General features: G+C 70.0%; 24 protein-coding genes. 14 read left to right on the forward strand and 10 right to left on the reverse strand.

What is annotated here, in order from left to right; genetic code table 11:
• Positions 1-24 precede the first annotated feature (24 nt).
• Positions 25-1,095 (reverse strand): CC0125/CC1285 family lipoprotein, encoded by a 1,071-nt coding sequence (locus OEB96_RS13030; RefSeq protein WP_266215925.1) that lies wholly within the window; start codon positions 1,093-1,095, stop codon positions 25-27.
• A 442-nt stretch (positions 1,096-1,537) separates the two neighbouring features.
• Between OEB96_RS13030 and OEB96_RS13035 the strand changes: the two genes are divergently transcribed.
• Positions 1,538-1,867 (forward strand): ArsR/SmtB family transcription factor, encoded by a 330-nt coding sequence (locus OEB96_RS13035; protein ID WP_266215926.1) that lies wholly within the window; start codon positions 1,538-1,540, stop codon positions 1,865-1,867.
• On the forward strand, positions 1,864-2,358 hold the full coding sequence (locus OEB96_RS13040) for an SRPBCC domain-containing protein (protein ID WP_266215927.1): 495 nt from the start codon (positions 1,864-1,866) through the stop codon (positions 2,356-2,358). The genes OEB96_RS13035 and OEB96_RS13040 overlap by 4 nt, the downstream gene beginning before the upstream one ends.
• A 113-nt stretch (positions 2,359-2,471) precedes the next feature.
• Here OEB96_RS13040 and OEB96_RS13045 read toward each other — a convergent pair whose 3' ends face one another.
• The 3 genes from OEB96_RS13045 to OEB96_RS13055 form a co-directional block, all read right to left on the reverse strand.
• Positions 2,472-3,419, reverse strand: coding sequence for an NAD(P)-dependent alcohol dehydrogenase (locus OEB96_RS13045; RefSeq protein WP_266215928.1), 948 nt, complete (start codon positions 3,417-3,419; stop codon positions 2,472-2,474).
• Between the two features lie 96 nt (positions 3,420-3,515).
• Positions 3,516-4,256 carry an SGNH/GDSL hydrolase family protein gene (locus OEB96_RS13050; protein ID WP_266215929.1) on the reverse strand — a complete coding sequence of 247 codons (741 nt, stop codon included), beginning with the start codon at positions 4,254-4,256 and terminating at the stop codon, positions 3,516-3,518.
• Between the two features lie 96 nt (positions 4,257-4,352).
• Positions 4,353-5,066, reverse strand: coding sequence for an OBAP family protein (locus OEB96_RS13055; RefSeq protein ID WP_266215930.1), 714 nt, complete (start codon positions 5,064-5,066; stop codon positions 4,353-4,355).
• 203 nt (positions 5,067-5,269) lie between these two features.
• On the opposite strand from OEB96_RS13055, the gene OEB96_RS13060 reads away from it, so the two are divergent.
• Positions 5,270-6,409, forward strand: coding sequence for an NHL repeat-containing protein (locus tag OEB96_RS13060; RefSeq protein WP_266215932.1), 1,140 nt, complete (start codon positions 5,270-5,272; stop codon positions 6,407-6,409).
• 10 nt (positions 6,410-6,419) lie between these two features.
• On the opposite strand, the gene OEB96_RS13065 is transcribed toward OEB96_RS13060, so the two are convergent.
• Positions 6,420-7,568 carry a hypothetical protein gene (locus OEB96_RS13065; protein WP_266215933.1) on the reverse strand — a complete coding sequence of 383 codons (1,149 nt, stop codon included), beginning with the start codon at positions 7,566-7,568 and terminating at the stop codon, positions 6,420-6,422.
• A gap of 279 nt (positions 7,569-7,847) precedes the next feature.
• Here OEB96_RS13065 and OEB96_RS13070 point away from each other — a divergent pair, with 279 nt between their 5' ends.
• From OEB96_RS13070 to OEB96_RS13090, 5 genes are all read left to right on the forward strand, one after another.
• Positions 7,848-8,726 carry a crotonase/enoyl-CoA hydratase family protein gene (locus OEB96_RS13070; protein ID WP_266215934.1) on the forward strand — a complete coding sequence of 293 codons (879 nt, stop codon included), beginning with the start codon at positions 7,848-7,850 and terminating at the stop codon, positions 8,724-8,726.
• 185 nt (positions 8,727-8,911) lie between these two features.
• Entirely contained in the window at positions 8,912-9,526 is a 615-nt protein-coding gene (locus OEB96_RS13075) for a Tgt2/MlaC family protein (RefSeq protein ID WP_266216067.1), read from the forward strand.
• Positions 9,527-9,620: 94 nt separating this feature from the next.
• Positions 9,621-10,364, forward strand: coding sequence for an endonuclease/exonuclease/phosphatase family protein (locus OEB96_RS13080; RefSeq protein WP_266215935.1), 744 nt, complete (start codon positions 9,621-9,623; stop codon positions 10,362-10,364).
• A gap of 127 nt (positions 10,365-10,491) precedes the next feature.
• The gene (locus OEB96_RS13085; protein WP_266215936.1) at positions 10,492-10,761 is read left to right on the forward strand and encodes a MoaD/ThiS family protein; all 270 of its coding nucleotides are present in this window, start codon (positions 10,492-10,494) and stop codon (positions 10,759-10,761) included.
• Between the two features lie 10 nt (positions 10,762-10,771).
• Complete coding sequence (locus OEB96_RS13090) at positions 10,772-11,875, forward strand: WD40/YVTN/BNR-like repeat-containing protein (protein WP_266215937.1); 1,104 nt, start codon at positions 10,772-10,774, stop codon at positions 11,873-11,875.
• Positions 11,876-11,884: 9 nt separating this feature from the next.
• On the opposite strand, the gene OEB96_RS13095 is transcribed toward OEB96_RS13090, so the two are convergent.
• Positions 11,885-12,628, reverse strand: a complete 744-nt coding sequence (locus OEB96_RS13095) for an iron-containing redox enzyme family protein (RefSeq protein WP_266215939.1) — start codon at positions 12,626-12,628, stop codon at positions 11,885-11,887.
• Positions 12,629-12,806: 178 nt separating this feature from the next.
• On the opposite strand from OEB96_RS13095, the gene OEB96_RS13100 reads away from it, so the two are divergent.
• The gene (locus tag OEB96_RS13100; protein ID WP_266215940.1) at positions 12,807-13,184 is read left to right on the forward strand and encodes a hypothetical protein; all 378 of its coding nucleotides are present in this window, start codon (positions 12,807-12,809) and stop codon (positions 13,182-13,184) included.
• Between the two features lie 49 nt (positions 13,185-13,233).
• Here OEB96_RS13100 and OEB96_RS13105 read toward each other — a convergent pair whose 3' ends face one another.
• Entirely contained in the window at positions 13,234-13,632 is a 399-nt protein-coding gene (locus tag OEB96_RS13105) for a hypothetical protein (RefSeq protein WP_266215941.1), read from the reverse strand.
• 100 nt (positions 13,633-13,732) lie between these two features.
• On the opposite strand from OEB96_RS13105, the gene OEB96_RS13110 reads away from it, so the two are divergent.
• From OEB96_RS13110 to OEB96_RS13125, 4 genes are all read left to right on the forward strand, one after another.
• Complete coding sequence (locus OEB96_RS13110) at positions 13,733-14,530, forward strand: hypothetical protein (RefSeq protein ID WP_266215942.1); 798 nt, start codon at positions 13,733-13,735, stop codon at positions 14,528-14,530.
• Positions 14,531-14,784: 254 nt separating this feature from the next.
• Positions 14,785-16,203, forward strand: a complete 1,419-nt coding sequence (locus OEB96_RS13115) for an FG-GAP repeat domain-containing protein (protein ID WP_266215944.1) — start codon at positions 14,785-14,787, stop codon at positions 16,201-16,203.
• Positions 16,204-16,230: 27 nt separating this feature from the next.
• Complete coding sequence (locus tag OEB96_RS13120) at positions 16,231-18,147, forward strand: CRTAC1 family protein (RefSeq protein WP_266215946.1); 1,917 nt, start codon at positions 16,231-16,233, stop codon at positions 18,145-18,147.
• Between the two features lie 93 nt (positions 18,148-18,240).
• Positions 18,241-19,086, forward strand: coding sequence for a radical SAM protein (locus OEB96_RS13125; protein WP_266215947.1), 846 nt, complete (start codon positions 18,241-18,243; stop codon positions 19,084-19,086).
• Here OEB96_RS13125 and OEB96_RS13130 read toward each other — a convergent pair.
• Positions 19,012-20,172, reverse strand: coding sequence for a hypothetical protein (locus OEB96_RS13130; RefSeq protein WP_266215948.1), 1,161 nt, complete (start codon positions 20,170-20,172; stop codon positions 19,012-19,014). The genes OEB96_RS13125 and OEB96_RS13130 overlap by 75 nt on opposite strands.
• 167 nt (positions 20,173-20,339) lie before the next feature.
• Between OEB96_RS13130 and OEB96_RS13135 the strand changes: the two genes are divergently transcribed.
• On the forward strand, positions 20,340-20,726 hold the full coding sequence (locus OEB96_RS13135) for a hypothetical protein (RefSeq protein ID WP_266215949.1): 387 nt from the start codon (positions 20,340-20,342) through the stop codon (positions 20,724-20,726).
• On the opposite strand, the gene OEB96_RS13140 is transcribed toward OEB96_RS13135, so the two are convergent.
• The gene (locus OEB96_RS13140; RefSeq protein WP_266215950.1) at positions 20,723-21,814 is read right to left on the reverse strand and encodes a sensor histidine kinase; all 1,092 of its coding nucleotides are present in this window, start codon (positions 21,812-21,814) and stop codon (positions 20,723-20,725) included. The genes OEB96_RS13135 and OEB96_RS13140 overlap by 4 nt on opposite strands.
• A gap of 200 nt (positions 21,815-22,014) precedes the next feature.
• A complete protein-coding gene (locus OEB96_RS13145; RefSeq protein ID WP_266215951.1) occupies positions 22,015-23,076 on the reverse strand; it encodes a hypothetical protein in 1,062 nt (353 codons plus the stop codon).
• Positions 23,077-23,131 lie beyond the last annotated feature (55 nt).

Consider the following 23,131-nt stretch of genomic DNA (forward strand, 5'->3'; position numbering starts at 1 on the left):
TCGGGCTCTGGCGCCGCGTGACTGCTACTTCGCGGCTTCGCCACCGACGGCCGTGTCGCCTGCCGACCGCAGGCGAGCGAATGCCTCGCACGCTGCATCGTCTCCGAGCTTGCACCCCGCCTTGTAGAACGCCGCGGCCTTCTTGGCGTTGGGCTCGATCCCCTCGCCCGTTTCCAAGGCGGTCGCAGCGTGCACACAGGCGGCAGCGTTGCCGGCCTTGCACGCCCTCGCCGTGTACTCGAGCGATTCGACGTAGGCCCCGGCGTCATAGCGCTGCCGTGCAAGGGCAAGGCACGCGTCTGCGCTACCGTCGTCACAGGCCGCGCTCAGATCCCCCGGTAGCGGGGTCGCACGGGGATCGACACATGGCGAGGAAGCCCCCCAATCCTCGGACGCCGCGAGGGCCTCTCCGTAGTGCTCGCATGCTGGTACCGAGGGGAAGCAAGCAACGATGCTTGCGCCGTCGCTGGCCCTGCTCGCCTCCGAGCACACGACGTTGGCCGTGGGGCTACACAACGATCTGATCTGCAACCCAGCAGGGAGGAGATACTCGGCGTAGGCGTTGCATTCCTCCAAGGTCGACCGACAGCCGCCCGTTTCGCGGCCGTCCGCATCGCCCAAGAAACACCACTGCTCGGAGATTTCCTGCTGGGGAGGCACGGCATCCGGTGACTCTTCCGCTGGACCCGTCGCTACACAACGCACGTAACCCTCGGCGCGCGACTTGTCGAATTGGATCTCCGGCGCTTCCGTGATCGTGCCCTCCACGTAGGTGGTATTGCCGTGGGTGGTTGCAGTCGCGTCGATCTGGTCCGACCCGATCGTCTGCGAGTGCGTGGTCGTGGCCGCGGAGTGACTGATGATCTGGTATTTGGACGGTCCCCCGCAGATCTCCGCGGCGCGCTGGTGCCAGCCGGCGATGACCTCGTCGCGAGACGTGAACCCGTTGCCCTCGAAGCTCACGAAGTGCACGCTCGGTTGGGCTTCGAAGTCGCTGTAGCCCCCTCGAAAGCCGGAGCTTGCGGGGGCGTAGGGCGTCTTTACCCAGCAAGCCGCGGCGAACGGAATGACCAGCGGGATCAGAAGCCGGCGCATCCGAGGATCTCTACCATGACCGAGCCCACGGGCGTTACGGCAAGGATCCCGGCGACCCGTGACCATGACCCTTTCGAGCCACGTCCCCCCGATCTCGTCTCGGCCTGGGCCGACCCGGAGGCGCTGGGGCTCCCCGCGATGACCGAGCCGCAGACGGCGACCTCGCCGTGTTCCTGGCCAACAACGACGCGCCCGAGGTGAACGCGCTCTTCGACGCCTACCGTCCGTGAACACCACGGGTGCTGGCGCCGAACTCGAAGCTGCGGGGGAGGGTGGTAGAGGTGGCGGTGGACCGGGCGGACGGGCCCAGGCACCGACCCCGTGCCGCGCTACTTCGTCGATCTCTGATCCCGAGGGTCCCAAACCCCGCCAAACCGCCCCTGGGACCCCTCGGATCGCTGCTCCTTGACATGTGACCAAAAGGTCACCTATTGTCCCCGGTGTGCCGGAGGTCGCCAGCGACGACGCCGTGTTCAAGGCGCTGGCCGACCGTACGCGACGCTCACTTCTCGACCGCCTGTTCGAGCGCGATGGCGCGAGCCTGGGCGAGCTCGAGGCCGAGCTGAGCATGTCTCGCTTCGGCGTGATGAAGCACCTGCGGATCCTCGAGGACGCAAACCTCGTGATCACCCGCAGGTCCGGCCGCAAGAAGCTGCACTACCTGAACCCAGTCCCGATTCGACTGATCCACGACCGTTGGATCGACAAGTACACCGAGCGACGAGTCTCGATGCTCGTCGACCTCAAGACCAAGCTGGAGTCACGAGAATGAGCACCACCACCGATCCTGCCACCACGAAGATCTTCGAGATCTACATCAAGGCCCCCGCCTCCGAGATCTGGACCGCGATCACCGATCCCGAGTGGACGGCGCGGTACGGCTACAAGGGCCCGTCCCAGTACGAGCTGCGCCCCGGCGGCGCCTTTCGAGCCCATGCCACGCCGGGGATGCGCGAGATGGGCCTGCCCGACGTCGTCGTCGACGGCGAGGTGCTCGAGGTCGACCCGCCGCGCAAGCTGGTGCAGACCTACCGCTTCCTGTTCAACGAGGAGACCAAGGCCGAGGGCTTCTCGCGCCTGACCTGGGAGATCAACGAGACCGGGGCGGGCTTCTGCCGCGTCACCATCACGCACGAGCTCGAGGGGCTGCCGGGCATGGCCGGGGCGGTCTCCAGCAAGTTCAACGAGCAGGGCGGCGGCGGCTGGGGCTGGATCCTCAGCGACCTCAAGTCCCTGCTCGAGACCGGCAAGGCGATGGCCTGACGAGCCGCGTCACCGGGGGAGCCGAGGCGCTCGATCACACGCGGCACCACGCTCCGCGTGCTCACCTCGGCTCCGCCCGCTCGATCATCCTCGTCGAGGTACCAGATCGCCGCTCACGCGGCGATCGAGATCGCGACCTTGCCGGTGCTGCGGCCCCGCTCGACGTAGGCGTGGGCCTCGGCGATCTTCTCGAGGGGATAGGTGCGATCGAGGACCACGCGGACCTCGTTGCGCTCGAACCACCCCGCCAGGGCCTCGACGTCGCTGCCGCGCGGGACCACGTACATGGACTTGTAGGGCTTGCTGGGCAGGAGCTTGCTCAGCAGGGCGCGGAGCATGATCTTGGGGTTGGAGGCGACCTCCACGCAGCGGCCCCCCGCGACCAGCAATCGGCGGGCCGCGAACACGCCGATGTTGCCGACGCAGTCGATGATCACGTCGTAGGCCGCCCGGGCGGCGAAGGGATCCTGCTTGGTGTAGTCGATGACCTCGTCGGCGCCCAGGCTCAGCAGCAGCTCGCGCTTGGAGGTGCTGCCGACCGCCGTGACGTGACAGCCGAGGGCCTTGGCGATCTGCACGGCGAAGGTCCCCACTCCTCCCCCGGCGCCGTTGATCAGCACCCGCTCGCCGGGGCGCACCGCGACCACGCTGGTGAGCGCCTGCTGGGCGGTGAGACCCGAGCCCGGGCTGGCGCCCGCCTCCTCCCACGACAGCGAGGCCGGCTTCTTCGCCGCGGCCGCGGCGTCGATCACCGCATACTCGGCATGCGCACCGCAGACGCGGATGTCGATGAAGCCGAACACCTCGTCGCCCACGGCGAAGCCCTCGACCTCGCGGCCCACGCCCTCGACCACCCCGGCGAAGTCGACCCCCAGCGGGGTCGGCAGCCGCAGGCGGATGAAGGAGCGCAGGGCCCCGCTGCGGATGGCGCAGTCGACGGGGTTGACCGATGACGCCCGCACCCGGACGAGCAGCTGCCGGGGCCCGGGGGTCGGCTTGTCGACCTCGCGGATCTCGAGGGCTTCGGGACGACCATACTGGGAGATGACGGCGGCTCGCATGGTCCCATCATGATGGATTCCCATCGGAGAACAATGGGATTGGATTCCGTTCAATGATGAATCAGAGTTGACAATCGGCCGCTCGGGCCGGCGCCGTCACTCCGTGGCGCCGAGGCGCTCGACCACCTGCGGCACCACGTGCCGCGCGAGCACCTTGGCTCCGCTGCGGCTGTAGTGGATCCCGTCGGGCGAGCGCACCCGCACCAGCCGGCCGTCGACCTTCATCTCGTCGACGTAGTTGCCGCGGTCGTCCGAGAGCGCCGAGCGCGTCTCGATGAACCATCCGTTGGCGCGTGCCGCCATGCGCTCCTCGAAGATCGCGTTCATCCGCTGCATGCGAAGGTCGAGCTTGCTCTGCCGCATGGCGGGCATGCCCATCCAGAACAGCTGCTCGCCGTCGGGCATCACGGCGTCGGCGAAGGCGTCGACGCGACGGCCGTACTCCTCGCTCCACGCCTCGTTGGTCCAGCGGATCCACTCCACGTCGGACTCGGGGGGCATGCGCAGGCCCTGACCGTCGTTGCCCCCGAACATCACGATCGTGGCGTGCGGCCGAAACTCGGCGTGAGCCTCGGCCGCGACCTTCGGCCAGTCGTAGAAGTCGGGCCGGGCCAGCCCCGAGGCGCTCTTGGACTTGCGCTCGGTGACGTGGCCCGCGGCCTGCAGCCCGTCGCTCAGCTCCTTGCCCAGCGCTCCCACCATCGCGCTGCCACCCACGATCAGCACGCGGAGGTCCTCGGTGCTCGCCCCGGCGCGTCGCGGCACGAACGGCAGCGCCAGCCCGGCGGAGAGACCCAGCACGAAGGTACGGCGATCGGTGAGCTGCGATCGGGACATCGACGCGACCTTAGACCACGCGCGCGACGGGGGAAACATTTCGCGTGGAGCAAAGACGCGCTGCGTACCTCGGTACCAGCTCACCGCTCGCTCGGCTCACTTGGCGCTCATGACTCCCGCCGGCTTGCTGCGCTGGGGGAACGCGTCCGCGAGGGCATCCACGCCGCGCTGCGGCTCGGCCAGCGGCACCAGTGCCTGTCGTGCGTGTCGGATCTGGTCGGTGTCCAGCTTCAGCACGCGGTCGCGCTGCTCGAGCAGCGCGGGGTCGATCTCGCCGTCGGCATTGAACGACCACGCCAGCCGCGGCGGACCCATCGGCAGCGCATCGGGGTCGGCGCCCGTGTTCCACAGATGCCACGTCTTGCCGTAGCTGTTCATCTTGCCCTTCATGAGCGCGAGCTCGGCCAGCTCGGGCAGCCCGGGCGCGACCAGCTGCCCCGAGAGGATCTCGTAGTCGTGCGGGTGCCAGTACTGCTGCTCTTCGGGGGGAAGGCCGTCGAAGAGCCGCTGCGAGATGATGTACTCGATGCCGTTCAGGTTGGCGTCCTCGCGGTTGGAGTCCCATAGCGCACACTGGGCGAAGTCCTCGTTGACCTGCTTGCAGTAGTGGTGGGCCTCCAGTTGGTCGTGGGGATCGTCGAACAGCGGATGATAGCCCACGAGGTGGAGGTCGAGGGTCGCCGCAGGCCCCGCTCGCTGCAGCACCCTGGCGCCGGTCTCGAGCACCTTGGTCTTGGTGGTCTCCGGCTCACCTGCCGGCTCGACCGCCGGGGGGGGTTGCTCTCCACACGCGGCGAGTGCGAAGCCCATGAGGGCGAGGATCCCGATCGTCCGATGCATGTGCGACCGGAGCTGCAACGATCGATCCAGCCGCTTCGCGGTCCGAGCGTGGCGGCTGCGAGGTCCATCCGTGTCGAGCGAACACACCCTGCTCGCGAGCGCACGGGTTGGAATCCATGCCGCCGGCGCGGTCCAAGCCCTCGATGACCCGCCCAGCGCGCGTTGGACTCCCCTTGCTGCTCCTGTCCCTCTCCTGCGGAGGCCCAGACGACGGCGGTGGTACCGACACCGATGGCACGTCCGTCGTCGGGTTGTTCGAGGGCCTGTTCGACGACGTGGTGACCGGCTTCAACTTCCCCTTCGACATCGCGATCGCTCCGGGCAAGGCGCTGGAGGATCAAGAGACCGAGGGAGAGGACGATCCCGCCTACGACGATCTCATCGCGCCCGGGGTGATCGTGGTCGCCAACTACGGCACGTCGGAGCTGATGCTCGCGGGCGACCCCACGGGCGGCAGCGGTGGTGCCGCCACGCCGTTGCTCGATGGCACGGCCGAGGGCTTGATGGGGGCCACTGCGGTCGCGATCACCCCCGATCGCTTCGTATGGGCCACGTTCGAGCAAGGCGGGGTCGATGGCAACGGCGGGATCGCGATCCTCGATCCCGACGGCGCGCTGGTGCAGGTCATCGACGGCGGGGTCGATGCGATGGCGTTCGCCAACCCGGGCGGGATCTGCTTCGGCGGCGCCACCGACGATGGCAACGGAGCGCTCGTCGACTCGTTCGTGTTCGTGATCAACCTCGGCGACGGCACGGCCTGGCGCATCGATGCCGACGACACTGCGGGCGCCAACCCGGTGGTGACGCGCGTGGGCACCGGGCTGGCCCGGGGAACCCCGGGCAGCCCCGGCTCCCCGGGCAACGGGATCACCACCTCGAGCGAGCTACCCCAGGGCGGCGCGCGAGGCTGTGCCTTCCACGAGGGCAACCTCTACGTCGCCGACGCCCAGAACGCACGCATCGTGCGGTTCGATGGAGCCCACGACGACGGCGAGATCACGGGCGTGGCGCTCGAGGATACCCCCGCCGAGCTGGTGACCTACCCGACGGACGTCACGGTCAACGACGAAGGGTTCCTCATCGTGATCAGCTACGACAACGCGCACGCATTCGTGACCCTCGAGCTTCCGGGCGGTGGGTTCGTGGACAACGGCCTGCACGATCTCAACGTCAACGCGGGCAACTACGGTACCGCGGTGGCGTTCGAGACGATCTGGTTCACCCGAGCCAACAACAAGAACGGCAGCCTGCGCGCGGTGACCCCCGACCAGAGTCATCCGCCGGGCACCTACGAGCCGTTCCCACCGCAGTGAGCCCAGCCGGCTATGCCGGTGAAGCATGCTCGGGGTGCTGGAGCCGCACGCACAGCACCCGGCCGCCCTTCCACTCGCCGGGGGCCGGGGCCATCGCCTTCTTCAGGTTGTTCCACACCACGCGGTCCGAGCCGAACGCATCGGCCTCGGTGGCCGACCAGTAGCTGCGACGCTCGAGCATGTTGCTGCCGCTGAGGGTGCGGAACTCGCCCGCGGTGGGCAGGCGCCAGCCCTTGACGCCATCGATGTCGAGCGCCTCGCAGTGGGCCTGGGCGTCGGCCCAGCTCATCAGGTTCACGCGGGACTTGCGACGGACCTTGCGCCTGGCCTCGGGCGAGACGAGCAGGATGTCGAGCGCTCGGATCTTGCGCTGCATCAGCGCCTCGTGCACGAGCTGACCATCGTCGTCGTCGGCCGGCTCGGGGGCGAGGATGGGCCTGGCGGCGACCTCGAGCATGGGCTCGGCTTCGGCGGTGGAGTCGGAGGCGTCGGCCGGCGCGGAGGGCTCGTTGCCGGGTCGTCGAGCCGCTGCGGACTCCGTCGTCTCTCCGGCGGCGGCCTCGGCCACGAGCGGGGCCTCACCATCGCGGGCGGCGGCGAGGCCCAGCATCACGACCAGGCCCAGGCCCAGCGCCGCCGTCGAGCCCATCGCGAGCGCCCAGCGTCGTCGCGAGCGTCCAGGGAGCTCGAACGGGTCGACCGAGTCGTCACGTCGAGTCGGGGACTGCATGGGCTGACCCTGGCGCTGGAGGCCCGGTCCCATCGGAGCGAGCCGAGCGGATCCCGGGGGTTGCGTGGGCGGAGCGGTGATCGCCGCAATCGCCGGGACGGAGGAGGAGTGGAGCATGGGAATCGGAGGCGGGGAAACCACGCGAGTGCCGACGGTCATGTGCTCCACGTCGCGGATCAGCCGATCGACCTTGGTCCAGTCGACCACGCCCGTCCACACGCTGGTGTCCGGGATGCCGAGCGATTGCAGGTCTTGCCGCAGCGCCTCGAGCTCCAACGAGGGCAGCGTCGGGCCCCCACACGCCACGTAGACGGCCCGCGTGCCGTGGCGCTGCCCGGCCTCGCGCCAGCGCAGCCGAGACTCGTCGAGCCCGGAAATCAGCTCCACGTGGTGCTCCTGGGCCGCCAGTGCCTCGACCAGCGGAGCCATGCTTCCACGCTGAGCCTTGGCACAACCCAGCACCACCGTATGGGCACCTCGCACCGATGGGGAAAGGGATACCGATGCTGCTTTCATACCGCCCTACCGATCACCTCCTAGCGTACTCCGTCGAGCCCGATTCGTACCGTTTCGACCTGGGCCAGGATCATCGGGATCTCCCTTCGATCGCGATCCCATGGGCTTGAAATGATGGTAGCGATGATTGCCCGTCGCTTCGATGTGTACCCCTGCGGAGCACGTGGTCGCAGAGGTACCCTCGTTGGTGCCATGACCGCTTCGCCCGATCAGCCGTCGACGCTTCGCTACACCACCGAGGGGCGCATCGCGACCATCACCCTCGATCGTCCCGATCGCCTCAACGCGATCGACGAGCACATGCCCGGTGAGCTGCAGGCCGCGGTGGAGCGTGCGGCCAACGACGACGCCGTGCACGTGGTGGTGCTGCAAGGCGCCGGACGGGCCTTCTGTGCCGGCTACGATCTGATGCGGTTTGCAGAGGCCCCGGGCAGCAACGCCGGCGTGCAGCCGATGCCCTGGGAGCCGATGGTCGACTTCTCGCTCATGCATCGCTTCACGCAGCAGTTCATGTCGCTGTGGCGCAGCCCCAAGCCCAGCATCGCCAAGGTGCACGGCCACGCGGTGGCCGGCGGCAGCGACATCGCGCTGTGCTGCGACCTGGTGGTGATGGCGGAGGACGCCAAGATCGGCTACCCACCCGCGCGCGTGTGGGGCTGTCCCACCACCGCGATGTGGATCCATCGCGTGGGCCCGGTGCATGCCAAGCGTCTGCTGCTGACCGGCGATCTCATCGACGGTCGCGAGGCCCACCGCATCGGGCTGGTCAACGAGGTGGTGCCGGCCGAGGCGCTCGACGACGCGGTGGCGGCCCTGGCCCGGCGCGTGGCGGCGGTTCCCCGGGCGCAGCTGGCCATGCACAAGCTGCTGGTCAACCAGGCCTGCGATGCGACCGGGCTGCCCAACACGCAGATGATCGCCACGCTGTTCGATGGCATGGCGCGGCACAACCCGCCGGGGCTGGCCTTCAAGGCGCGGGCCGAGCAGGTGGGCTTTCGCCAGGCGGTCGCCGAGCGCGACGGCGGCGAGCCGATCCCGCAGCATCCCGACGAGCTGTCGAACCCGCGCTGAGGCTCGCGTTCTTGCACGTGGGCTCGAGCAGCTTCGTGCGTCGGCGCGCGCAGGAGCTCCGAGCGAAGGGCGATGACGACCATCGCTGCGCCGAAGCGCGCACGCGGCCGTCGGGGTCGTGATCGCCGTCACCCACGGTCGGTCCCCGCGCGCACCGGTAGGGATGGATGATGGAAGTCGTGACCATGCGCAACATCATCGTGGCCGCCGCGTTGCTCGGCGGGGTGCTGCTCCATTCTCCCGTCGTGCACGGCCTGGGCGAGCCAGGGGTGACCGAGCGACCCGGGGCGCTCGAGACGTTCACGAGCACCCAGGCCGAGCTCACCGCGCTGGTCGATGCGCACGCGCCCGCCAAGGACGTGCAGGCGCTGGTGGACGGGCTGCTCGACTACCGCTTCATCATGCAGGCCGCGCTCGGGGGTCCCGCGCAGTACGAGGCCCGCTGCGCGCCGCGTTGCGACGAGCTGCAGGCGCTGCTGACCGCGCTCGTGCGACGCACCTACGTCGAGCGGATCACGACGAGCGGGCGGGGCACGGTCGAGGTCGTCGCCCATCACGTGCGGGACAAGGCCACCAAGATCGACACGCGCGTGCGCTGGGTCGAGCAAGGGCAGACCAAGGTGGTCTCGGTCGACTACGTGATGCACGAGGTCGGTGGCCGCTGGCTCGTGCGCGACTTGATCACCGAAGGCGTGAGCCTGGCCAAGAACTACCGCTACGAGCTCCTGCGGCTCCACGCGGAGGGAGGGATCGACCTCGTCATCACCCGGCTCGAGCGCAAGCTCCACGAGTCGCGCTAGGCGGGCCGAGAGGCGCGGACGGGTTGCCGTGGCGATCACTCGGATCGACTCCCCGTGGGCGCTCACTGGATAGACCTGCTAAAAGGGGATGCGCATGCCCGAGCGACGCCTCCGACTCGTGACCTGGAACGTGTGGTTCGGCCAGTGGAGGCGAGAAGAGCGACAGGCTGCGCTGTGGGCCGAGATCGAGCGGCTCGAGCCCGACGTCGTCTGTCTGCAGGAGGTCGTGCCCGAGCACCTCGCCGGGCCCGAGATCGAGCGGCTTCGGGCGCGCGGCTGGTGGGTCAGCGACGAGGCGCTGTACGACTACGACGTGGTCGTGCTCTCGCGCGTGCCCGTGCGCTCGAGCGAGCGGATGCCGCTGCCCTCGATGATGGGCCGCGAGCTGCTGACCTCGTGGCTGGCCGGCGAGCCGCCGCTGATCGTCGCTACGGTCCACCTCGAGAGCACCGCGGAGATGACCGAGTTCCGCCTCGTGCAGCTGGAGCAGATCTCCAGCCGACTCGAGTCCGAGCGCGACATCGTCCTGGTCGGCGACATGAACTTCCCGGCCGAGCCGGACCGGCCGGAGAGCGCCGCGCTCGCCGACTGGACCGACGCCTGGGCGCAGGTTCGCGGCGACGAGCCCGGCTACACCATCGACACCACCGTCAACCGCATGCGCTGGCTGGCCAAGCGCAAGCACGATCACCGGCGCATCGATCGGGTGTTCGTTCGCAGCGATCGCTGGCGGGTCGAGGCGATCGAGATCGTCGGCACGACGCCGCTGCCCGGTGATCCGCTGACCTTCGTCTCGGATCACCTCGGCCTATGCGCCGACCTCGTCGCCGACGGTTAGACTGAGCCGGTGTGCCGCCCTCCGGCCACCCCAAGGCCTGGTTGGTACGGCCAGCCCTGCACACAACCACGCCCCTCGAACGCCGTACTACGGTTCGGCCGGCCGCGGGTGTATGCTCCGGCCCGCCGTGCCCACGGTGAGCTTCACCGCCAACCTCCAGCGCCACGTCTCGTCGCCTCGGGTGACCGTGTCCGGCTCGACGGTGGCCGAGTGTCTGGCGGAGGCGTTCGACCACGACCCGCGCCTGCGCGGCTACGTGCTCGACGAGCACGGCGCCCTGCGCAAGCACATGAACGTGTTCGTCGACGGCGAGCAGATCCAGGATCGCCGGGGCCTGGCAGACGCCGTGCGCCCCGACTCGGAGCTCTACGTGATGCAGGCCCTCTCGGGAGGCTGAAGGAACGACCATGGCCGACACCATCATCGCATCCACCCGCAAGGGTCTGTTCGTGCTCGAGCGCTCCGCGACCGGCTGGTCGGTGGTGCGAGTCTCGTTCCTCGGCGACAACACCACGCTCGCGCTGCCCGACGCGCGCGACGGCACGTGGTACGCGGCGCTCGACCACGGCCACTTCGGCGCCAAGCTCCAGCGCTCGGACGATCGCGGCCTGACGTGGCAGGAGATCGACGTGCCGACCTACCCAGCCAAGCCCGAGGACGAGGACGACTCTGCGGGCGGGCGTCCGGTGCCGTGGACCTTGCAGCGGATCTGGGCCCTCGAAGGCGCCGGGGCCGACCGGCCGGGCGAGCTGTGGGCGGGCACCATCCCGGGCGGCCTGTTTCGCTCGCGCGATCGCGGGACCTCGTGGAGCCTGGTGAAGCCGCTGTGGTTCCATCCCGATCGTCGCAAGTGGTTCGGCGGCGGCGCCGACTGGCCCGGCATCCACTCGGTGCTGGTCGATCCACGCGACTCGCGGCGGGTGCTGGTGGGCGTGAGCTGCGGCGGCGTGTGGGAGACCACCGATGATGGCGAGACATGGACCGTGCGTGCCGATGGCATGCGCGCCGACTTCATGCCGCCCGATCGTGCGAACGACCCCGTGATCCAGGATCCCCACCGCGTGGTCGCGTGTCCGGCCGATTTCGATCAGCTGTGGACCCAGCACCACTGCGGGATCTGGCGCAGCACCGACGGCGCGCGCTCGTGGTCCGAGGTGAAGGAGGCGGGCCCCTCCACGTTCGGATTCGCGGTTGCGGTGCATCCGCGCGAGCCCGAGACCGCGTGGTTCGTGCCCGCCAAGAGCGACCAGCTGCGGGTGCCCGTGGATGGCCGGGTGGTGGTCACGCGCACGCGCGACGGCGGTCGTAGCTTCGACGTGCTCGATCGCGGCCTGCCGCAGCGGCACGCCTACGACCTGGTGTTTCGCCACGCGCTCGACGTGGACGAGTCGGGCCAGCGCCTCGCGTTCGGCTCGACCTCGGGCGGGCTTTGGACCTCCGAGGACGGGGGCGACACCTGGGTCGGGACGGAGGAGCGCCTGCCTCCGATCCATGCCGTGCGCTTTGCCTGACCCCGGGTCTCACTCGTCGGTCGTCGGCGCGGCGCTCGGCTCGAGCCCACACGCCCGCGCAACCGCGTCGCGGTAGGCCAGCCAGCGCGCCAGGACGATCTCCATGCCGTCGACCACCGCCGGGCGACGAGCGTCGGGCACGTGGTCGAGCACCATCCGCCACGCCGCGGCCCGGTGATCGCCCTCGACCATGCGATGGACCTTGGTCAGGGCCAGCGACGACAGCGGCAGCCCGTAGTGGACGACCAGCGGGTGCTGCTCCAGCGGAGGCTCGGGGCGGCGGGGAGCGCCGGGGTCGAGCTCGCCTCGCTCGTAGCGGGTGCCCTCGACGAAGATCGTGGTGACCGCGGTGGCGAGCTCCCAGCCCGCGTCGGTGGTGGTGTCGTCGAGCGCAGCGCGGTAGGCGGCCGCGGCCGGGAGCAGCTCCACGCGGCCGAAGCGGGCCAGATCCATGCCCAGGCCGCGCGGGTACTCGAGGAACAGCTCGGCGTGAGGGCGTCCTCGCGAGAGCCGACCGGTCTCCTCCTCGTAGAGGTTCTCGGCCAGATCGCGACGCACCTCGTCGATCGGGCACTGCACATAGGCGCGGCCCAGCAGCACCGCAAAGTCGCGCACGTAGGTGCCGTACTCCTGCTCGAGGTGCACGTGCAGGCGGTCGGCGGCCACCTCGCCCCGCGTGAACGCCGACCACGCCCAGTGGACCTTGCGCTCCATCACCCCGAGCAACGCTTCTCGAAACTCGTCTCGGTTCATTCGCTTCGTCAAAGGTTGCATCGTCGCATGGGGTCCACAAGCACACCGTGCCATTCGCGACGAGCGAAACGGCACGACTGTGGACGAGCCGCACGGTACTCGAGGGCGCGCCGGCTCGCCGCGGCGTCGAGATCGCTTGCCGACGGGCTGGCACGGTTCCTGAACCCATGCGATCGCGATGAGGTTCGACTACATCCGCGCGCTCGATCCTCCCGATGACGAGGAGCCCGTGGCGCCGCTCGAGCCGGTGCTCTCCGTGCAGCCTCCCCTCGAGGTCGACGACGAGGATCTCGACCAGCTGGTCTCGAGCGTGCGCCATGGGGCCGACCAGCGGTCGCGCAAGAACGTCGTCGTCACGTCCAAGGGGGCCGCCGAGAAGTGGCCCTCGTTCCTGGGCGTGTCGCTGTCGAGCGCTCGTCTCGAGCCGGCGAGGGTCGAGCCGCCGCCTGCGACGACCGAGGCTTCGCCGCGGGGGTGGGCGAGCGCGGGCATGGTCACGATGGCGTTGGCTCTGCTGGCGACGGCGGTGTTCGGTGCGTTCGTGATCTTGCGGTGAGCGTCTCTTCGATCGTGCATCGCGAGACGGCGAGCGCCCGCGTGTGAGGTCAGGACGGGCTGTGGCGCAGGCGCCGGGCCGCCGCGAATCCCAGCCATGCCGCGGGCAGCGGCGCCGCGATGCCCACCACCCACAGCCACGCGGGCGACGGGATCATCGCCAGGTTGGCGACGTCGGCGGCCAGGAAGAACAGCCCCACCACGAGCGCGGGCACGGGGCCGGGCGGCTTGCCCACCAGCGTGCAGACCAGCCCGCCCGCCAGCGGACCCAGCGTCCATGCGAGGGCCACCAGTGCGATGGCGCCCACGGGCACCAGCGCCAGGTTCGGTGCGGCCGGATCGAAGCCGGCCTGGGGCGGAAACATCGCGTGGCCCAGTCCCTCCACGAGCATCACCACCAGCCCCGCGGCCACGATGCCCAGCACCAACCCGCCGATCCTTCGTCCCATGGGGCCTGTCTAGGACGAATCGGAGGGGCCGACAAGCGGGGCCCGCATCGGTCACGGTACAGTGTCCGCGGCGAGGGCGACGAGGGCCGCGATGATCATCGTGACGGGAACGAAGCGCTCGGGGACCTCGATGTGGATGCAGATCCTCACCGCGGCCGGCCTGCCCGCGTTCGGCGAGGCGTTCCCCCGCAACTGGGATCGCACGCTCAAGGACGCCAACCCCGACGGGTTCTACGAGTCGGTCCTGCGCGAGGGCATCTACTACCGCACCAACCCCCACCCACAGTCGGGGGCGTTCTTCCACCCCAGCCAGGTCGAGCGCCACGTGGTCAAGGTGTTCATCCCGGGGCTGGTGCGCACCGACCTGGCCTACATCGGCAAGGTGGTCGCCACCATGCGTCACTGGCGGGAGTACCAGCGCTCGCTCGAGCGGCTCCATCGCATCGAGGACGAGCAGCGAGGTCCGCAGGCTCCCCCGCCCGAGCGCATGCCGCCATGGCTCGAGTGGTGGGACGAGTGCTTCATGCTCATGCGCGAGATCCTGGTGCGACGGCATGCGATCCACGTGCAGTCGTACGATGGGCTCCTGGCCGATCCCACCGGAGTGATCACGCGGGTGGTCGAGTGGCTCGCGCTGCCCGACCTCGACGTGGCGGCGGCCATCGGCGCCGTGCGCCCGGGCAATCGTACGCAGCACCGCCCCGAGGTCGACGGCGTGCCCGAGCACCTGGCCAGGGTGTTCGACGAGCTCTACGCCAGCATCGACGAGCACCACGGCCTGCCCAGGTCGCTGATGGAGACGCTCAACGCCACCAGCCGCGAGCTGGCGCCGCAGGTCGCCGAGCACCGCAAGCGCATGGCCATGCAGCAGCGCGCCCGGCAGGGGTTGCCAGCCTAGGCCAGGTCGCTGATGGAGACGCGGAGGTGCTCGCGCGCCTGTTGCGCGACAGGCCATGGGCGTTGCTCGGCTCGAATGTGCTCCTTGCGGCGAGTCACCCGATCCCGAGCATGGGAGCGGTAGGCACGACACCGGTGTCCAACGCCGTTCGGCTGCCCGCGACAGCCGTGTCGCGATCGGGCTCCGATCCCCCGAATTCACCCCCTCCGAGCCCCAGCCGCCCTTGGCGCGGGGTTTGCTGTAGGCTCGGGGCCATGGATTGGCCTCGGTTGGAGACGAACTGGTGGAACCTGACCCTGGGCGCGGCCGCGACCTCGGTGCTGGCGGTTGGCTGTGGACCACTGATCACGCTCGACGAGGAGACCGAGTCCGACTCGGTCGCGGACGCCACCGAGGGTGACACCGAGGTCGACCCCACCACGACCGTCGAGTGCAACAACGGCAGCGATTGCCCGGCCGGCTACGAGTGCATCGACAACGTCTGCATCCCCTACGACTACTACTGCGCGGAGGGGGGCTGCTGCTACGAGTACTGCTGCTACGACGACTGCTGCTACGGCGAGTGCTACTACGCCGAGTGTTACTCCGACGAGGAGTGCGGCCCCATGGGGCTGTGCAACACCAACTACGGCTACGGCAATTGCGAGGTGGCGATACCGCTGCCCAGCTGTGATGGTGAAGCCGAGCTGCTCCCGCTCGAGCTCCCGGTGGGCGATGGCGAGTTCGTCTCGATGGCGTTCGTCGACGCCAACGCCGACGGCATGGACGATCTGGTGGTCGCGCGCGAGGGCCTGGTGGAGCTGCACCTGGGCCCCGGCGACGCGGGCCCGCAGCCGCTGCCCGTTCCCCCGGGCTCGCAGGTGGTCGACATCGTGTCGGGCGACTTCGACGGCGACGGGGATCCCGATCTGGTGGCCTCCACCGACGACGGGCACCTGCTGACCTTGCTCAGCGACGGTGCGGGCGGCTATGGGCTGCTCGATCAACCGCTCGGCCTGGTGCTGTACGATCTGGCGGCGATCCAGTGGAACGGCGACGGCACCCTCGACCTGGCTGGTGCTTCGAACGATGGCGCGGCGATCGTGCAGCTCGGCGGCGGCATGGGGAACTTCGTCGCCAGCGCCACGCTGCCCACCTACGGCTTCGTGACGTCGCTGACCCGCACCAGCTACGTCGCCGATGCCTACGACGACCTGTGGGTCCAGGACGACGCGGCCGGGCAGCTGTTCCTGGGTGACTTCTCGGGCGATCTGACCCTCGACTCGGTCTTGAACGGCGCCTACCACGGGCCACGCAAGCTGCTGTCCTCGAACTTCGACGCCTCGGCCGCCGATGACGTGCTGGGCGTCACGCCCAAGGAAGGCTGGGTCCTGCTCGAGGCCTGGCAAAACGGTGACGTGGGGCCGTACTACATCGCGCTCGAAGGCAACGGCTCACAGGCCGACGTGGGCGACTTCGATGGCGACGGGATCCCCGACGTGGTGGTGAATACCGGCGAGTCGCTGACCTTCGGCTACGGCGGTCAGAACGTGCCGTTGCTGCTGCTGTGCACCTCGCAGTACTTCCACGGCTTCCCGGCGCAGGCGCTGGCGGCCGGTGACTTCGACGGCAACGGTCGCGACGACGTGGCCGTGGCGGAGGCCGGCGTGGTGATCGTGATCCTCGGCTTCTAGCCGCGGGAATCGGGGGGCATCGACGAGATGGTGCGCGACGTCGCTGGCTGGAGTCTCGCCACCGTGCTGCTCGGTGGGGGAGCGCTGGCCTGTGGCGATGGCGTACCCGCGCTCGGCGGCGGCAGCGGCGATCAGGACACCGACGCGCTCCTGCCTCCGCCCGAGATCGTGGCGGCCCCCGACGCGGTGGCCCGGGGCAGTCGGCTCTACGTGATGGTCGACCTGCCGATGCACATGGTGCTGCTCGACATCGATGGCCAGCTCCTCGACGGTCCACGGGAGCCGCTGCAGGCCGACCTGCCCGGTGCGATCGTGCCGCTGCCCGACGACCTCGAGGTGGGTTCGGCCACCCTGTTCGTGCGGCGCCGCGCCCAGCCCGAGTCGGTGGCCGAGCACGCGCTGACGGTGGTGGAGCCGCGCTTCGTCGACGTGGCCGAGCCGATCGGCCTGGCCCACGTGCACGACGTGACCGGCAGCCCGGACGAGTGCGCCGAGAGCCACACCGGGCTCGCGTTCGGCGACTACGACGGCGACGGCGACGTGGATGCCTACGTGGGCCAGGTGGGCCGAGACGGCGTGCTGCATCGCAACGTGGGCGACCGCGATGGTGACGGCCTGCCCGAGTTCGAGGATGCGACCGCGGCCGCGGGCCTGCACGATGTGGAGCTGTCCGCGGTGGCCATGGCCACGTTCGTCGACCTCGAGGGCGACGGCGATCTCGACCTGTTCGTGGGCCGCCGTGGGACCAACGTGGTGCTGCGCAATCGCCTGGTGCCGTCGGGCCAGCCCGGCTTCGACGACGTGACCCTCGAGGTGGGGCTGGGCGTGGAGAGCCAGCGCACCATGGGGGTGGCGTTCGGCGACTACGATGCCGACGACGACCTCGACCTCTACGTGGTCAACCACGCCTACTGCTTCCCCGCCCTGGGCAGCGAGATCCGGGCGCGGGATCACCTCTATCGCAATGACGGCGGGGTGTTCGTCGAGCGCACCGAGGCGCTCGGGGGTGGCACGGCCCAGGTGATCGACTCGGTGGGGTTCTCGGCCGTGTGGATCGACGTCGAGCGCGACGGCGATCAGGATCTGGTGGTCATCAACGACGACGTGGGCGGCATGATCAGCGAGCCCAATGCCCTGTGGCGCAACGACGGCCCGGGGCAGGGGTGGACGTTCACCAACGTGGCGGAGGAGTCCGGAGTGGGGCTCGCCCGCGTCAACGGCATGGGCCTGGCGCTGGGCGACGTCGATGGCGACGGCATGGTCGACCTGGCCTTCACCAACATCGGGGAGAACGTGCTGCTGCTCAATGCGGGCGACGGGACGTTCGTCGACGTCTCGCTCGACGCGGGGATCGAGCGCCGCCGGCTGCCCTGGGATCGGCCGTCGATCACCTGGGCCCCGCACCTGTGGGACCACGACGACGACGGCGATCTCGACCTCTACTTCAGCGGGGGCCGCATCAAGGGCAGCCAGCCGGTGCCCGATGCCTTCTTCGACAACCGCGGCGACGGGACGTACGAGGATCTCACCTGGGCCTCGGGACTGAACGATCCCGCCCATGGCAAGGGCTCGGCCCTGGTCGATCTCGACGGCGACGGGGCGTGGGAGCTGGCCACCGCCGTGTGGGGCGGCACGCTGCGCGTGTATCACAACCGCATGGATCGGTCCGTCACCGGACATCACTGGCTCGACGTGGAGCTGCGCGGGCGTGGGGGCAATCGAGCGGCGGTGGGGGCGATCGTGGAGCTGACCACCGAGGCGGGCACCCAGACCTGCTTCCACACGGGGCGCCCGTCGCTGGGTGGGGGCGGGGATACGGCGTGCCACTTTGGTCTGGGGTCGCACGCGGAGGCGATCGCGCTGCGCATCGTGTGGCCCGACGGCACCGCGACCGAGCCCGCGCCGCCGGCGGTCGATCGACGCGTGCGCTACGATCAGCCCTGACCGGCGGTCGGGACACCCGACGGGCTGGCCGGGGCGGCTGGCCGAGGCGGCTGGCCGAGGCGTTGGGCATGCGCCATGATGGCCCGCCGCGCGATGACCCGACTCACCGTCACCGATCACGACCGCGATGCCGCGGGCCTGACCTATGTGTACCCGGTGGTCTCTCGTCGGGCCGGGGGCGTGTCGGTGGGGATCAACCTGAACCCCAACAACGCCTGCAACTGGCGCTGCGTGTACTGCCAGGTGCCGGGGCTCGTGCGCGGCGCGGCGCCGCCCATCGACGTGGATCGGCTCGAGGCCGAGCTGCGCGGGTTCCTGGGGCGAGCACAGCGCCAGGAGTGGCTCGAGCGCAACGTCGAGGAGCCCTACCGCCGCGTGGTCGACGTGGCGTTCTCGGGCAACGGCGAGCCCACCACCAGCGATCAGCTCGACGAGATCGTCGCGCGCGTGCTCGACGTGCTGCACGGCGAGGGGCTCGCCGACCTGAACAAGGTGCTCATCACCAACGGGTCGCAGCTGCATCGGCCGGCGGTCCAGCCCGCGGTGGAGCGGCTGGGCCGGGCGGGCGGCGAGGCGTGGTTCAAGTTCGACAGCGCCACCGCGGCCGGGCGCAAGGCGATCAACGATGCGGCCGGGTCGCCGCAGCGTGCCCGCGAGAACCTGCGGATCTGCGCCGGCCTGTGCCGCACGCGGATCCAGACCTGCGTGATCGCCATCGATGGCGAGCCCCCGAGCGAGGCCGAGCAGTCGGCCTACCTCGCGTTCCTGGCCGAGGAGCTCGCCGCGGGCACCGCCCTCCACGACGTGCTGCTCTACGGCATGGCCCGGCCGCCGCAGCAGCCGGGAGCGCAGCGGCTGTCGCGGCTACCCGATGCGTGGCTGGAGGGCTTCGCCGCGCGGATCCGCGGCGTGGGGCTCCCGGTCATCGTGCGCGCGTGACAGCAGGCGGGTCAGTACGGGCGCGACCACCCGCTCGGCCACGTCGAGCTCGATCCGTGCGAGCTCGGCCGCGTCGAGCAGACCGTGGATCGCGACGTCGGGCTCGGGCGTGGGCGTCTGCCGGACGCGAGCCCGACGCTCGGCGAGCGCGAGCGCGAACGCGTCGGCGAGCGGCTCGGCCAGCGCTCGATCGCGCTGCAGCGCCCACCGCAAGGTGGCCCACGCCAGGGCGGCATGACGGGTCTCGTCCTCCGCGATCGTCTCGCTCACCTCGACCGCCCGACCGGTGGCCCTGGCGGTGGCCACCTGCGCGGCCGCGGCCGCGGCTCCCTCACCCAGGCAGCCCTCGAGCAATGCGTCGATCGCCACCTGCTCCAGGGTGACGGAGCGCCAGGGCACGGCGGGCAGCGGGCCCAGGTCCCACGCCTCTTCGTCATCGAGGTCGCCCAGCGTGCGAGCGAGGTCGAGGGCCAGGCGTGCGTGGGCGATCTCGTCGAGGGCCGCGCGATGGCAGCCCTCGAGCAGGTGTGGCGGAGCGCCCAGGGTCATCAGCTCGAGGCTCGCCCGGGAGAACGCGGCCACCGACGCATGCTCGGCGCGTGCGAGCTCGAGCCAGCGCGCGGCCGCATGGCGGCGGTTGGTGTCGCGATCGGCTGCGAGCGCAGCCGTGGCCCGAGACCAGTGCCGACCTCGCGTCACCTCGGCCAGCACCCACTGGCCCTCGTGCTGCAAGGGCCGACCCGCGACCGCATTGCAGCCCTGTCTGTGGCTGACCCACTCGTCGGCGTCGCTGCACGCGTCGGGCCAGGTCCAGCCGGGATCGCAGGTGGCCGCATCGGCTTCGATCTCGGCCAGCCGGGCCTCGAGCGCCTCGAGACACTCGTCCGCCTTGCTGGGACGGTAGCGCACGCAATCGTCCTTCGCGTAGCCCGAGACCTCGTCGCACATCAGACCCTCGGCGCCGCAGGCCTCGTCGATCTCGCACGCCAGCCGCTCGCGCTCCGCGGTGAAGGTTTCGAAGTCGCTCCCACAACCCGCTGCGATCAGCATCGTGAGGAGGAGGTGGTGGATCACGTCCTTGTTCATGGTGTAGTCCAGTCCAGCTCGATGGCAGTCCAATGATGACCGAGTCGGCGCACGGCCTCGACCCGAGAGTGCCCGCGGGGTCGAGATCGGATCACCGGACCGCGAAAACATCGTTACGGACATGATTTCCGGTGCGAGGCGGCTGGATCGGGGTGATACTTCCGGCCATGGCTCGCCTGACCCCTTGTCCCTCGTGTCATGCTCATGTGCTCGTCGGTGATCGTGCGTGCCCGCACTGCGGCGCGTTGCTGCGCAGCACGGCCGCGCCGCGGGTTGCGACGCTTGCGGTCGGCCTGACCCTCGCCAGCTGCATCATGGCCGAGCCGGCCTATGGCCTCCCGGATCCGAGCACCTCGGGCACCGGAGGTACGGCCGGGACGACGGGGAGCACCGAGGGGGCGACCGACGGCATGACCGAGGGGATGACCACCACGGCGAGCACGGGAGCCGAGTCGGGCGGCACGGACACCGGCGGCACGGACACCGGTGGCACCACGGCCGACGGCAGCTCGGGCCCCGAGCCCGACTACGGCGTGGCGACCACCAGCGGCTAGCCTCGGCCAACCGTCGGGTCGCCGTCGAGCTTGGTCTCGGTCGCCATCAGCTCCACCACGAAGCGGCACCCCTGCGGGGGTCGATTGATCACCCGGACGGCACCGCCGTGCGCCTCTACGGCCTGCTTGACGATCATCAAGCCGAGCCCGAAGCCGCTGCGATCCGCGTTGGCCTGCACGAACGGCTGGAACATCCGCGCGGGCAGGTCCTCGGGCAGCCCGCCGCAGTCGTCCTCGACCTCGAAGCGCATGCGGTCGCCCACGTACTGGGTGCGGATGACGACGGCTCCGCCCTCGCGGCTGAACTTGATGCCATTGACCACGAGGTTGGTCAGCGCCGAGACCATCAGCTTGCGGTCCACGCTCACCACGAGGTCCACGCCCTCGGTCATCAGCTCGATGTCCCGTCGATCCGCGAGCATCGAGGCGTTGGCGATCACCTCGCGCAGCAGCTCGGCGGTGCGCTCCGGCGTGCACTGCAGCTCGGGTGCGCCGAACAGCCGCGCCTCGACCAGCGAATTGTCCACGAGGTGAACGAGCTGGTCGTGGGCCCGCTGCACGCGCTCGAGCAGCCCCGCGCGATCGCCCCGCCCCACCATCAAGAGCTGTGTGGCCAAGCGCGCGGTGTGGAGCGGGGTGCGGAGCTCGTGGGCCACGAACGAGAAGTGCCGCGAGGCCTCCTCCGCGAGCTGGCGATCGCGTAGCTGGGCGTAGGCCCGTACCGACTCGGCGGTGCCACGGCCGATGATGCGCGCGAGCACGCTGGCCTCCCGCGGCGAGAGCGAGTGCCGCAGCTCGGCCATGAGCTCGAAGATGGTCTCACCGACCATGCCGAGCTCCTCGGCCAGCCCCCCGATGTCGAAGCCCATCTCGACGCGGTGGCGGCCGTGCGCCGCGGCGCCGCGAGTGTCCGTCCACTGCTCGGGCGGGAGGTCGAGCTGCTCGACGATCTCATCGAGGAACTCGGGCAGGTCGTTGACGATCTGCGGCTTCTGGGAGGGTTCCAGCCCGAGGCGCTTTGCGGTCTTCCATGACCAGCGTTCGATGATCGAGTCCTTGTGCTGCCGGATCAGGAGAGAGAGCTTCACGGGTCCGCCTTCCAGGCGCAGGCCGCACCGTGGGGGATGGCCCACGGATCTGGAGCGCCATGCGTGAACACAGACCTGTAGCAGACGATGCGCGCGAGTCGACCTCGGCGTTCCCTTCTTCGACCGTGGACCGGAGTCGACCGTGGGGACGCTTCACTCGGCTGGCCGGCCGTCGAGCGGCATGCCGCTCGCGGGGGTCGTCAGGATTCCCGCCGCAGCTGCTGCACCAACGCCTGCAGCAGGGGTCGCAGCGCGGCCCACAGCGGCCGCGCCAGCCCGGGTTGCCATGGATCTCGTGGCCAGACGTCGTGGCGCTGCGCATGGGCGGCCGCCCTGGCTTGCTCCGACCGCGTGATGGCCATGGTGCACAGCAGCTCGTCGTCGAGCTCGACCTCGTCGACCACGGCCGCCGCCGCCTCTCGGGTGACCTCACGCTCGGGATCGACCACCGTGGCCACGACCTTGACGCACTGCATCACCCGCAGACCAATCGATTGCCGTGGAGGAAAGAGCGGCGGCGGGGCCGGAGACACGGGGTCCGGATCGCCGATCGCGGCGAGCTCGGCCTCGAGCGGCCCGAAGATGTCCAGCCCGTCCATGGGTCGGTCGATGAAGACCTCGAGCTTGGTGCCGAGTGCCTCGCTGGCGACCCGGGAGAGCTCGGCCTCGATCGGAGCGAGCACGGTGCCGTTCAACGCCTCCGCCGGGATCTCGTAGTACCCGAGTAGCGGTGTCAGCTCCAGCGACATTGCATCCGAGGTCGAGGGCAGCACGGAGACGGGCTCGGCCCACACGAGCGCTGCGCTCGTGGGGAGGGTCGAGCAAGAGTGGCAACTCGATCGCACCTCGAGCCAGCGCTCACATCCTGTACAGCGCCACTGTACCCCGCCCACGATGTCCCGTAGTTCTGGATCGTAGGCGACCCAGCCGCTCTGCCCGCAGAGCGCCCGAACGATGGTGTCGACGAATCGCGGCTCGCCGTGGTCGGCTTCTCGCAGCACCGACACCGTGGCCCGATCCTCGCCGAGGCTCAGCGAGAACGGCGCATCGGGAGCTTGCATGGTGATCGCATGCGGGTCGTCGGTCTGGTCGATGCCGGGCCAAAGGCATTGGACGAGGTCGGCCAGCGCGCGGGCGCGAGCCCGCGGGTGCTTGAGCGACCGGCGGTGCGGCTTGGCGCGCTCGACCCACTCGAGGATCGACGTGAGCGACAAGGGATCGAGCTGCTCGTCGCGAGGGATCAGGTGGATCGGAGACGGCACGGGAGCGGGCGGGCGACCGTATCACCTGCGGTGTTCACGTTGGGCTGGCCCGCCC

It is taken from the genome of Paraliomyxa miuraensis, assembly GCF_026337845.1.
Taxonomy (GTDB): domain Bacteria; phylum Myxococcota_A; class Polyangia; order Nannocystales; family Nannocystaceae; genus Paraliomyxa; species Paraliomyxa miuraensis.

Excerpts from the sequence above, each read along its gene's own strand:
- OEB96_RS13030 (WP_266215925.1), bottom strand. The coding sequence starts at position 1,095 with ATGCGCCGGCTTCTGATCCCGCTGGTCATTCCGTTCGCCGCGGCTTGC.
- OEB96_RS13040 (WP_266215927.1), top strand. The coding sequence starts at position 1,864 with ATGAGCACCACCACCGATCCTGCCACCACGAAGATCTTCGAGATCTAC.
- OEB96_RS13045 (WP_266215928.1), bottom strand. The coding sequence starts at position 3,419 with ATGCGAGCCGCCGTCATCTCCCAGTATGGTCGTCCCGAAGCCCTCGAG.
- OEB96_RS13050 (WP_266215929.1), bottom strand. The coding sequence starts at position 4,256 with ATGTCCCGATCGCAGCTCACCGATCGCCGTACCTTCGTGCTGGGTCTC.
- OEB96_RS13055 (WP_266215930.1), bottom strand. The coding sequence starts at position 5,066 with ATGGGCTTCGCACTCGCCGCGTGTGGAGAGCAACCCCCCCCGGCGGTC.
- OEB96_RS13065 (WP_266215933.1), bottom strand. The coding sequence starts at position 7,568 with ATGGCTCCGCTGGTCGAGGCACTGGCGGCCCAGGAGCACCACGTGGAG.
- OEB96_RS13070 (WP_266215934.1), top strand. The coding sequence starts at position 7,848 with ATGACCGCTTCGCCCGATCAGCCGTCGACGCTTCGCTACACCACCGAG.
- OEB96_RS13075 (WP_266216067.1), top strand. The coding sequence starts at position 8,912 with ATGCGCAACATCATCGTGGCCGCCGCGTTGCTCGGCGGGGTGCTGCTC.
- OEB96_RS13080 (WP_266215935.1), top strand. The coding sequence starts at position 9,621 with ATGCCCGAGCGACGCCTCCGACTCGTGACCTGGAACGTGTGGTTCGGC.
- OEB96_RS13090 (WP_266215937.1), top strand. The coding sequence starts at position 10,772 with ATGGCCGACACCATCATCGCATCCACCCGCAAGGGTCTGTTCGTGCTC.
- OEB96_RS13095 (WP_266215939.1), bottom strand. The coding sequence starts at position 12,628 with ATGAACCGAGACGAGTTTCGAGAAGCGTTGCTCGGGGTGATGGAGCGC.
- OEB96_RS13100 (WP_266215940.1), top strand. The coding sequence starts at position 12,807 with ATGAGGTTCGACTACATCCGCGCGCTCGATCCTCCCGATGACGAGGAG.
- OEB96_RS13105 (WP_266215941.1), bottom strand. The coding sequence starts at position 13,632 with ATGGGACGAAGGATCGGCGGGTTGGTGCTGGGCATCGTGGCCGCGGGG.
- OEB96_RS13115 (WP_266215944.1), top strand. The coding sequence starts at position 14,785 with ATGGATTGGCCTCGGTTGGAGACGAACTGGTGGAACCTGACCCTGGGC.
- OEB96_RS13120 (WP_266215946.1), top strand. The coding sequence starts at position 16,231 with ATGGTGCGCGACGTCGCTGGCTGGAGTCTCGCCACCGTGCTGCTCGGT.
- OEB96_RS13125 (WP_266215947.1), top strand. The coding sequence starts at position 18,241 with ATGACCCGACTCACCGTCACCGATCACGACCGCGATGCCGCGGGCCTG.
- OEB96_RS13130 (WP_266215948.1), bottom strand. The coding sequence starts at position 20,172 with ATGAACAAGGACGTGATCCACCACCTCCTCCTCACGATGCTGATCGCA.
- OEB96_RS13135 (WP_266215949.1), top strand. The coding sequence starts at position 20,340 with ATGGCTCGCCTGACCCCTTGTCCCTCGTGTCATGCTCATGTGCTCGTC.